Origin of the sequence: Peptoclostridium sp. AF21-18, assembly GCF_003478825.1 — a bacterium.
GTDB lineage: Bacteria > Bacillota > Clostridia > Peptostreptococcales > Peptostreptococcaceae > Peptacetobacter.
This window is the reverse complement of sequence record NZ_QUGE01000012.1, coordinates 1-11,243: the sequence shown is the minus strand read 5'-3', so window position 1 is coordinate 11,243 and position 11,243 is coordinate 1. Positions and strand designations below refer to the sequence as shown.

Annotated in this window: 11 protein-coding genes and 1 pseudogene; 11 read left to right on the top strand and 1 reads right to left on the bottom strand. The window is 34.9% G+C overall.

The annotated features are described in order from the left end of the window. Positions 1–67 precede the first annotated feature (67 nt). Complete coding sequence (locus DWX74_RS06545) at positions 68–742, bottom strand: helix-turn-helix domain-containing protein (protein WP_118549253.1); 675 nt, start codon at positions 740–742, stop codon at positions 68–70. Between the two features lie 258 nt (positions 743–1,000). On the opposite strand from DWX74_RS06545, the gene DWX74_RS06540 reads away from it, so the two are divergent. The 11 genes and pseudogenes from DWX74_RS06540 to DWX74_RS06490 all read left to right on the top strand — a co-directional run bounded on the left by DWX74_RS06540 (position 1,001) and on the right by DWX74_RS06490 (position 10,843). After that, entirely contained in the window at positions 1,001–3,121 is a 2,121-nt protein-coding gene (locus DWX74_RS06540; RefSeq protein WP_118549252.1) for a recombinase family protein, read from the top strand. Next, entirely contained in the window at positions 3,046–3,423 is a 378-nt protein-coding gene (locus DWX74_RS06535) for a TnpV protein (protein ID WP_032511034.1), read from the top strand. The genes DWX74_RS06540 and DWX74_RS06535 overlap by 76 nt, the downstream gene beginning before the upstream one ends. 184 nt (positions 3,424–3,607) lie before the next feature. Next, entirely contained in the window at positions 3,608–4,153 is a 546-nt protein-coding gene (locus DWX74_RS06530) for an AAA family ATPase (protein WP_004452869.1), read from the top strand. 115 nt (positions 4,154–4,268) lie between these two features. Continuing rightward, complete coding sequence (locus DWX74_RS06525; RefSeq protein ID WP_004452867.1) at positions 4,269–5,066, top strand: aminoglycoside phosphotransferase family protein; 798 nt, start codon at positions 4,269–4,271, stop codon at positions 5,064–5,066. A 12-nt stretch (positions 5,067–5,078) separates the two neighbouring features. Beyond that, complete coding sequence (locus DWX74_RS06520) at positions 5,079–5,327, top strand: nucleotidyltransferase domain-containing protein (RefSeq protein WP_199647590.1); 249 nt, start codon at positions 5,079–5,081, stop codon at positions 5,325–5,327. 167 nt (positions 5,328–5,494) lie between these two features. Then, positions 5,495–5,860, top strand: coding sequence for a DUF4111 domain-containing protein (locus DWX74_RS06515; RefSeq protein ID WP_118549250.1), 366 nt, complete (start codon positions 5,495–5,497; stop codon positions 5,858–5,860). A gap of 23 nt (positions 5,861–5,883) precedes the next feature. Further along, complete coding sequence (locus DWX74_RS06510; RefSeq protein ID WP_004452860.1) at positions 5,884–6,312, top strand: GNAT family N-acetyltransferase; 429 nt, start codon at positions 5,884–5,886, stop codon at positions 6,310–6,312. After that, a pseudogene (gene aac(6')-I / locus DWX74_RS11255) lies at positions 6,312–6,836 on the top strand (AAC(6')-Ie family aminoglycoside N-acetyltransferase); the annotation flags it as partial. The gene DWX74_RS06510 and the pseudogene aac(6')-I, both read left to right, overlap by 1 nt. A 39-nt stretch (positions 6,837–6,875) precedes the next feature. Next, complete coding sequence (gene aph(2'')-I, locus DWX74_RS11250; protein WP_251825164.1) at positions 6,876–7,766, top strand: APH(2'')-If/Ih family aminoglycoside O-phosphotransferase; 891 nt, start codon at positions 6,876–6,878, stop codon at positions 7,764–7,766. 608 nt (positions 7,767–8,374) lie between these two features. After that, positions 8,375–9,397, top strand: a complete 1,023-nt coding sequence (locus DWX74_RS06495) for an AAA family ATPase (protein WP_004452858.1) — start codon at positions 8,375–8,377, stop codon at positions 9,395–9,397. Positions 9,398–9,577: 180 nt separating this feature from the next. After that, positions 9,578–10,843, top strand: coding sequence for a plasmid recombination protein (locus DWX74_RS06490; protein WP_021391154.1), 1,266 nt, complete (start codon positions 9,578–9,580; stop codon positions 10,841–10,843). Positions 10,844–11,243: the final 400 nt, after the last annotated feature.

Sequence of the window (11,243 nt, the reverse complement as noted above, 5' to 3'; positions counted from 1 at the left end):
TAATGATGTTTTTCATGCACTTCTTTTATAGCTGTGTATATATAATTATTTTGTACTCTCTGCAAACTCACCTCCTCTCTATTTCCTGTATTTTTTTTAATAAAGCTATCTCCATTTCAGCCTGTCTTTTTTCGTTTTCTAATCGTTTTATTTCTCTGCGAAGATGTTCTACTTCTGTTAGTTGATCTTCAGATTTTCTTTTTCCTCTTTTATCTTTTAGAGCATCCTTGCCAGATTCTTTATATTTAAGAGCGTAGCTACGTGCTTGTGTATATGATACGTTATATTTTTCAGCAGCTTCGCTGTAACTATGTCCAAATTTAATGCAATATTGAGCAATTTCAACTCTTTCTTCAAAGCTAGTTTTTTTATTCTTAGTCATAATAGTTCCTCCAATGGATTTAGAAGATTTTAGTTCTTTATTACTATTATACTCCTTTATCCATTGTTCAAGGGGACTTCTTGAATTAAGTCCATAAATTCTACAAATTTCATTTTGTGAACCATCACCATTTAAATACGCTTTAACTGCTGCATCTTTTATTTCTTTTGAGTATTCAACTTTTTGAAATTTATCACTAAAAGCTTTTTCTCCTTTTATTTGATATTTTAAAATCCATTCTTCGACAGAAGAATGAGCTACACCATAAATCTGCCGAATGTGCCTTCTACTTTCTTCGCCAGAAAGAATCTTTTTTACTGCATCCAATTTTTGTTTTGCGGTTACATTACTTCTAGGCATAAAAATTGCTCCCTTCTAAGTTTAAAGTGAATTTATTTATTTCACTTGTCCACTCAGAGGGCTATACTTTAGTAGGACGATAAATAATGCGTTCCTAAATTGAAAATAGGTTATCAAAGTCGGTTGCAGAATTTCAAAAAATATTTTTTTGATTCTTTGAAAAACAGTTCCGCTTTGTATCCCTATTTTCTCCTATTGGTAGAGGGAGTAATACTTTTAATACCAAAACAGATTACATAAAGAAAGGAGGATAAGAGAATGTCAAGGACTTCAAAGATTACAGCACTCTATGAGCGTTTATCAAGAGATGATGACCTCAATGGTGAGTCAAATTCAATCACCAACCAAAAGAAATACTTGGAAGATTATGCTCGCAGAAATGGGTTCACGAATATTCGCCATTTTACTGACGATGGTTTTTCGGGTGTGAATTTCAATCGTCCGAGTTTTCAAGAACTGATTAAGGAAGTAGAAGCAGGAAATGTCGCAACGATTATTGTTAAGGATATGAGCCGATTAGGACGAAACTATCTGCAAGTCGGCTTTTATACGGAAGTTCTGTTCCCACAGAAAGATGTCCGTTTTCTTGCAATAAACAACAGTATTGACAGCAACAATGCTTCGGATAATGACTTTGCCCCGTTTTTGAATATAATGAACGAGTGGTATGCCAAAGACACAAGCAATAAAATCAAGGCTGTGTTTGATGCCCGTATGAAAGACGGAAAGCGATGTAGCGGTTCTATTCCCTATGGATATAACCGATTAGCAACCGACAAACAAACGCTTGTCGTTGACCCTGTGGCTTCTGAGGTGGTAAAGCGTATCTTTCTGCTTGCCAACGAGGGCAAAAGTCCGAGAGCAATCGCTGAATTGCTTACCGAAGAAAAGGTTTTAATTCCGGCAGCACACGCAAAGGAATATCACCCCGAACAGTATAATGGAACGAAGTTTTCAGACCCATATACTTGGGGAATGTCAACCATAAGAGCGATTTTGAGCAGACAGGAATATCTTGGTCATACTGTTTTGCGTAAGTCGGTCAGCACCAATTTCAAACTGCACAAAAGGAAAAATACCGATGAAGATGAACAGTATGTATTTTATAATACGCACGAGCCTATCATCTCGCAGGAACTTTGGGACAGCGTTCAGAAGCGAAAGAAACGAGCCAACAGAACAGCGGCAAGAGGAACGCACAGCAATCGTTTAAGCGGTTATCTGTTCTGTGCTGACTGTGGCAGAAGAATGACCTTGCAAACGCATTACAGTAAAAAAGACCGTTCGTTACAGTATTCTTACCGTTGCGGTGGGTATGCCAGCAGAGTAAACTCCTGCACTGCCCATTCGATTAGTGCTGATAATGTTGAAGCCTTGATATTATCGACTGTAAAACGATTATCAAGATTTGTTCTGAATGACGAAGAAGCCTTTGCAAAGGAACTTCAAGTATTGTGGAACGAAAAGCAGACAGAAAAGCCAAAGCACAATAAATCGGAGTTGCAGCGTTTTCAGAAGCGATACGATGAACTGTCAAAACTTATTCGTGGGTTGTATGAAAATCTTGTTTCGGGATTACTGCCCGAAAGACAGTACAAGCAACTAATGAAGCAGTATGATGATGAGCAGGCTGAACTGGAAACGAAAATTGAGGAAATGCAAAAGGAACTGACCGAAGAAAAGGCGAATACGGTTGATATTAAGCATTTCATTTCTTTGATACGCAAGTGCAAAGAGCCGACAGAAATTTCCGATTTGATGTTTGCCGAACTCATTGACAAGATTGTGGTTTATGAAGCAGAGGGTGTGGGAAAAGCAAGGACACAAAAGGTTGATATTTATTTCAACTATGTGGGGCAGGTCGATATTGCCTACACAGAAGAAGAACTTGCTGAAATCAAGGCACAGGAAGAACAGATTGAAATGGAACGACTGGCAAAACAGCGTGAGCGTGAAAAAGTTTACCGAGAGAAGCGAAAGGCGAAAAAACTCGCTGAAAACGGTGGAGAAATCGTAAAAGCAAAGGTATGCCCCCATTGTCAAAAGGAGTTTGTACCTACAAGCAACCGACAGATATTCTGTTCAAAGGATTGTTGCTATCAGGCAAGGCAAGACCAAAAGAAAGACGACAGAGAAGCAGAAAAAGGAAATCATTATTATCGTCAGCGTGTCTGTGCTGTGTGTGGCAGTACCTACTGGCCTACACACAGTCAGCAGAAATTCTGTTCCGAAGAATGTCAAAAACAAAATCACAACGAAAAATCTTTGGAATTTTACCATAAGAAGCAAAAGGAGAAATCAAAATGCAAAGATTTATTACAGACGAAAGAACCGGTATCCAGTACGAACTCATCGGAGATTATTACTATCCCTGCTTGACGATAGAAAACGAAGAACCGCCCACTCTCACAAAATACGGAAGAATGAGGGAAAGATATTTAAGGGAACACAGGAAAATCTTGTATATCAATCTGCTTACAAGCGGAAAGTTATATGAACACCTTGCCGATATTGATACTTCGGCGTGTGATATGGCGGAGTATCTGATAAAGGAAATGGCAAGAAAGCAGGGTGTGACGGAAGAACTGAAAGGAAAGGATATGATGAAATGGATAGGATTGATGAACAATATCCGAGCCTGTGCAGATGAGATTGTATTGAACGATATTGTGTATTCTTAATAGCATACCAGCCGAAAAGGAACTGCTGTCTTAACGGATGGCAGTTTTTCTTTTTCGGGAAGTATTTAAGAAGTTATTAAGTCGTGAGTATAATCGAAGTGGCTAAGTTGAAAAATTCACAAAAATATGGTACAATACGTCTAAATCAGCGAGATAAATCCGAAGTTGTGGAGGTAAAATATAGATGAATCAAGGTAGAATTATTGTAATCACAGGTGCGCCGGGGACAGGAAAAACTACAACGGCATCTGTTGTTGCAAAAGAATCAGATTTGGAAAAGTCTGTACATATGCACACAGATGACTTTTATCATTATTTGAGTAAAGGGGCAATACCACCGCATTTGCCAGAATCAAATGAGCAAAATTTGATTGTCATTGAAGCGTTTTTAGAAGCTGCGAAGCGATATGCTCGTGGTGGATATGATGTAATTGTAGATGGCATTGTAGGACCGTGGTTTTTAGAGCCGTGGCTCAACATTGTTCAAGAGCATTATGAAGTACACTATATCGTTTTAAGGGCAAGTAAAGAAGAAACCATGAAGCGAGCTATCGAACGCTCAAAGTTAGACAGAGAAACAAATATTGAATTAGTTGAAACAATGTGGAATCAATTTTCCAATTTAGGAATCTATGAATTAAATGTTATAGATACAACTGCGCATTCAATCAAAGATACTGTTTCAGCAGTAAAAGAAAAAATAGTAAGCGGTACGGCCTTACTATTTTAGACAATTATTGGTGGTAAGTTTGTTAAAATTAGAACATTCAAATTGCCTAATCAAGAATTGCCAGAAAATGTTTATTATTATGACTCTATTTAGTTATTAAGAATGAGGTGCAAAGATGGATATTATAAGTAGAAAATACATAAATGAAGGCTTTAATAGTAAGGCATATATTATAAATGATGATTATATTTTACTTGATGGAGTAAATCAAAATTCATATAAAAACTATCAAAAATATGTGAACGTAATTAATCAAATAAGTAATGTTAAATCGTTGGAAATACCAAGAATTATTGAATTGATTGAGCCTTGCGAAGAATATCCAAATGGCGCATTAATTTATAAAATGATTAAAGGACATACTTTTAGAAAAGAACATATTGAAATAGTTAATTTAGATAATATTGCTAAAAAACTCGCTGAATTTATGGATGAATTATATGAAATAAGAGTTGATTTTGATAAAGATGAATATATAAAAAATGAATTAGAAATAACTGAACAAAGTGTTATTGAATTAAAAGAATATTTAAGTGAATCTAATTATGAAAAAATATTATCTTGGTTTAATGAATATAAAAACTATTTATTAACATTTAATGATTATCATTTTATACACGGAGATTTATGGTATGAGAATTATATTCTTAACGATAATAACGAATTAGTTGGAATAGTGGATTTTGAAGGCTCTGGTATGGGTGATCCTGCTTATGATATTGCTGCACTTTATTATTTAGGAACAGGTTTTATAAATAAGGTATTAAGTTATTATAAATATACAGATGAAGATTTAATCAAAAGAGTATCAATGTTAATAAAGGCACGTGAAATTGCTGATTTTGATGATATGGTTAAAAACTATCCGGAAGAAGTAGAAGAACAAGTTGATAAAATAAAGAAAGTTTTATAAATGGTGGTACAAATGGATATATATGAGTTAATGAAACAAGTTAATGAATGGGTTAAAGAAATATTACAAGATAATTATGTTGGAGTTTATTTTCACGGCTCATTAAGATTAGGAAGTTTTAATCCGAATAAATCTGATTTAGACTTTATTATAGTTGTAAAAGAAAAAATAAATTCAGAAACAAAACAATTTATTTGGGATAAAATGTTAGAAAATGAGCAATTATTTCTAAAAAAGGTTTTGAATTTAGTGTTGTACTAGAAGATAATTGTAGAAATATAAAACATCCAATACCTTACGAACTTCACGGTAGCAGAGATTGGATAGAAAGATATAAGGAAGATAAAACAATAGTCATCAATGATGATTATAAAGTTGACCCTGATCTAGCAAGTCATTTCAATGTTATAAATGTTCCAAATGATAAGATGGATTTTGGTAAGCCATCAAAAGAAGTGTTTTCAAAAGTACCAAAGGAATACATTATTGATTCCAATTATTCTGATACATTAGATTGTGTAGAAGAAATTGTGAATAATCCCGTATATTGTATTTTAAACCTTTGTAGATTTTATGCACTAATCAGAGATGATTTAACTTTATCAAAATATGATGGTGGTAAATGGGCATTAGAAAATATGGATTCAAATTATAATGATGTTATTAAAAATGCTATGGAAGATTATTTAAGTGATACAAATAATAGTTATGATAATACAAGATTAAAGGAATTTGCTGGGGAAGCAATTAGTTTAATTAATGATTGTGTAAATACTAATAAAATTAGAAAATAAAATAGTAGATGGAGTTGAGATAGATGGAATATAAATTATTAGAAGAACAAGATTTGGAACTTATGCTAGATTTTGTTGATGATGAAAATACAAAATATAATGTAGATGTTTTAAAAAAATTTATAGATAATAAAAATGATTTTGGATTTATTGCAAAGATAAATAATAAGATAGTAGGTTTTGCTTTTGGTTATATTTTATTAAAACCAGATGGAAGAAAAGTATTCTATCTTGACGCTATTGATGTTATGCCAGACTTTCAAGGCAAAGGTTATGGAACAGGTTTAATATCATTTGCTCGTGATTATGCTAAAACTATTGATTGTTATGAAATGTTTTTAATAACAAATAGAAGTAATATTTCTGCTTGTAAATGTTATGAAAAAGCAGGAGGAATAAATGACGCAGATGATGAAGTAGTGTATGTGTATGATTTTAGGGAGGAAAATTAATGGAAATAGTACAAGATAAAATAAGAATAAGAACTTTGACAAATGATGATTTTCCTTTAATGCTAAAATGGTTAACTGATGATAGAGTATTAGAATTTTATGGTGGTAGAGATAAAAAATATACATTAGAATCATTAAAAGAGCATTATACTGAAAAATGGGAAGATGAAGTATTTAGAGTAATTATAGAATATGATAATGTTCCTATTGGATATGGACAAGTATATAAAATGTATGATGAACTTTATTCTGATTATCATTATCCAAAAACAAATGAAATAGTTTATGGAATGGATCAGTTTATAGGAGAACCTGAATATTGGAGTAAAGGCATTGGCTCAAAATATACAAAAATGATTTTTGAGTTTTTAAAAAAAGAAAGAAATGCTAATGCAGTTATTTTAGACCCTCATAAGAATAATCCAAGAGCAATTAGGTCATATCAGAAATCTGGATTTAGAATAATTGAAGATTTGCCAGAACACGAGTTGCACGAGGGTAAAAAAGAAGATTGCTATTTAATGGAATATAGGTATGATGATAATGTTACAAATGTTAAAGCAATGAAATACTTAATAGAACATTACTTTGAAGATTTTAAAGTTGAAAGTATTAAGGTAATTGGTAGTGGATATGATAGTGTAGCATATTTAGTAAATGGAGAATACATATTTAAAACAAAATTTAGTGCTAATAAGAAAAAAGGGTATGAAAAAGAAAAAGCAATATATGATTTTCTAAACAAAAAATTAAATACAAATATTAAAATACCAAATATAGAATATTCATATATAAGTGAAGAATTATCTATTTTAGGATATAAAGAAATTAAAGGAACTTTTTTAACACCAGAAATATATTTTGCCTTATCAAAAGAAAAGCAAGAATTATTAAAGCAAGATATTGCTATGTTTTTAAGACAAATGCACGATTTAGATTATAGTGAAATAAGTTCATATACGATAGACAATAAACAAAATGTTTTAGAAGAATATCAATTACTTAAAGAAACAATATATGATAGTCTTACTGATATTGAAAAACAATATGTAGAAGAATTTATGCAAAGATTAAATAGTACAACTATATTTGATGGTAAAAAATGCTTATGCCATAATGATTTTAGTTGTAATCATTTATTACTTGATGATGAAAATAGATTATGTGGTGTAATAGATTTTGGAGATTCTGGAATTATAGATGAATACTGTGATTTCATATATTTGCTAGAAGATAGTGAAGAAGAAATTGGCGTGTCTTTTGGAGAAGATATATTAAGATTATACGGAAATATTGATATTTCAAAAGCAAAGGAATATCAAGATGTTGTAGAACAATATTATCCAATAGAAACTATTGTATATGGTATTAAAAATAATAGACCTGATTTTATAGAAAAAGGTAGAAAAGAGATTTATATAAGAACTCGCAAAGATGAAAAATTAAGGAAGTGATGATATGGTTAAAAACTATCCGGAAGAAGTAGAAGAACAAGTTGATAAAATAAAGAAAGTTTTATAAATGGTGGTACAAATGGATATATATGATTTAATGAAACAAGTTAATGACGCATTCAATCAAAGATACTGTTTCAGCAGTAAAAGAAAAAATAGTAAGCGGTACGGCTTTACTATTTTAGACAATCCCAGTTTGTCAGTATCTTAAATAGAATATATGTGACAGAAAACATCGTAGAAATACGGTGTTTTCTGTTACCCAAAACCCCACAATTTCATACATAACCACAGGTTAGTACGAATACCTTGTGTGATTTTTTGAAAGGCTTAGAAAGGCAATTTTGCCCGATTTTCGCCCCGAAAAATGACAGAAACAAGGCAGTAAGTATCTTCCCTGTGGTTTTTTTGTTTTCAGGCGGAAAGGAGGATTGATATGCCGAGAATGAGCAAGAAACGGAAACAAGAGTGGGCGTTGTTTCTGAATGAAAGAAATCGCATTACCTACAACGAACTTTGCAGAAAGTGCAGTAATGACTGCAAGCAGAGTTTCCGCTGTATCGTAGTGCTTTGCCCGAAGTATTTATCGAAAAGGAGAACGAAGAACAATGAAGCAGACGGAAAATGAAATGAATGTAAATGTACCTCTTGAAGTTATCAAGGCAAGTGAAATCGAACCGAAAGAAGTGAAATGGCTGTGGTATCCGTATATTCCGTTCGGCAAGGTTACGCTGTTGCAGGGCGATCCGGGCGATGGAAAAAGCAAGTTAATGCTTTCCATTGCCGCCCTACTCTCTAAGGGCGAACCTCTGCCCTTTACTGAAACGGAAGAAACCGAGCCTATGACTATCATCTATCAGACAACGGAAGATGACGCAGACGATACGGTAGTACCCCGATTTAATTCAGCCGGTGGGAATGGAGAAAATCTTATCTTCATCAAGGAAGATGAAAAGTCTTTATCCTTTGGGGATAACCGTATTGCTGAAGCAATCGAAAGGTATCACGCAAAACTTTTAATTCTTGACCCGATGAGTTCCTATATCGGAGAGAACTGTTCAATGAACAATGCCAACGAAACACGAGCAGAGTTTAATCATCTGATTGCGGTTGCGAAGAATACTGGCTGTGCAATCGTGATTATCGCTCATATGAACAAGATGAGAGATACCAATCCACTTTATCGTACCAATGGTTCTATTGATATTGCGGGTGCTGCAAGAAGTATTCTTGCAATCACACGCACACCGAACAAAGAAGCACCAGCGGAAAGATATATGGTGCAAGTGAAATCCAACCTTGCCCCGACAGGCTCTGCAATTCTCTTTGAGGTTGCAGAAAAAGGAGTGGACTTTATCTCTGAAATGGAAATGACAGCAGAAGAAGCGTTCCAATCCCTTGCCCCTAAAATGGGCAGACCGAACGATAAGGAAATCAAGGCAAAAGAATTTCTTTTGGAAATGCTGAAAGACGGAGAAATGCTTTCTTCGGATTGCGAAGAAAGACTTGAAGCCGCAGGGTTCAAGAAATCGACCATCAAAAAGGCAAAGAAGAAAGCAGGAGTTATCTCCAAAAAGAAAGGCTTTCTGTGGTACTGGTCTTTGCCGATGGGCGATATACCGAGAGAATAATGCAGGCTGTCTGATGAGTGGACAGTCTGTTTTTATGATTGAGGTATCATAAGGAGGTCAAGGGGGAACTCCCTTGCCCACGACATCTTTGCAGACGAAGTCTGAAAGTGTCATAGTGGGTTACACACATTCAAAGAATGTTGTGTAATGGCTTCGCCCCTGTCTGGAAAGGAGAGTAAAATGGCAAAAACCAACAAGGCAGATATGAGTTGTGCAAGGGTAAAACAGTACACCGCTTCTGATGTGAGCAAGGCGGAAAGGCACAACGAACGCAAGAATGAAACCTATGAAAATATGAATGTAATTGTGGAACGAATACCCTTTAATGTGCATTTCAAAAAACCGACTGCCCCGACCTATATGGAACAGTTAAAGCAGATGGAAACAGACGGGCAGGTGTCGCTTCGTGGGTTAAGGAAAGACGCAACACTCTTTAATGAGATTGTGATTGATGTGAACACGATGTACTTCGAGCGTAACGGTGGTTATGAATACGCAAAGCAGTTTTATGAAGAAGCCTATCATTTCATCGAAGAAAAATTCGGTGCTGACAATGTTATATCGGCAGTAATGCACGCTGATGAAATCAATGTAGCGGCAACCGAAGAACTTGGAAAAGAGGTTTACCACTATCATCTTCACGCTATGGTTCTGCCTGTGGTGGAGAAAGAAATCTTATGGAGTAAGCGTTGCAAAGACCCCGAACTGCGAGGAACGGTCAAGGCGGTTGTTAATCAGATAAGCCATTCAAAGAAATGGAAATCGGATATTCCGCTGACCGATGAAAAAGGAAATCCATTGCTAAGAAAGAACGGGAAACCGATGTTCCGAGCTTCGTACAGCATACTGCAAGATGAGTTGTTTCACTATATGACGGAACAAGGGTTCAAAGGCTTTCAGCGTGGCGAATACGGAAGTACGGCAGAGCATTTGACTTCCCTGCAATATCAAATCAAACAGGATAAAGAGCGATTGGAGAAGTTGCAGAAGCGTATTCAAAAGGAACAGGTTAAGTATGAGCCTGCCCGTCATATTTCCAAAACCTTAAACGAGATTGACAGTATGGGGCAGAAAACAATCACAGGTAAAATGGCAATCTCCAAAGAGGATTATTCTGAGCTGACTTCCCTTGCCAAAGAGGGCATTACCAGTCGTGCGGAAATCAATAAATTGGAGCAGAGTGCAAATTATTACCGACAGAAATATTTTGACAGTGCAAATGCACTGGAAAGAATGAAAACCAAATACAACGAACTGAAAGAAAAGTGCAGACCTTTTCTTGAAGCGTTGGAGCATTTCCCCGAAGTTGCTAAACTTTTTACCGAAAAAGTGAAGCAACTTTTTTCTTTTAAGGAAGCACAGGAACGAGCCGAAAAAGAAGCAAGGGAAAAAGAAAGACAGGAGCGTATCAAGGCACGAAGAAACAAGCGTGGTATGGAAAGATAACCATTTCCATTGTACTTGCAACTTAATGACTTCTTGATATGTTCAGATGAAACAGGCTGTATTTGTGGGGTGTTCTAAACGGAATGCCCCACAGTCAATTTATGAAAAGGAGAAACGGACGATATGAAAGAAAACACTTTATCTTATACAACACGAATAGGTAAAACCACTTTTATTGTAAATGTGAAGCAATCGGAAAGTGCGAAGAAGCCTTTGAATACGGTGTTTCAAGAAATATGCAGACACGAGATGTTGGGAGATTTTTCAGCGGATAAATATTTGAATTTAGAAAACTTACAAAAATCATCTTGACAAACTCGTTCCCGAGGGGAGCAGTTCAGCGAAGTTGTAGGTACTCCAATTTGTTGGACTTAAGAATCTAACGATTGGAGTATTTTTT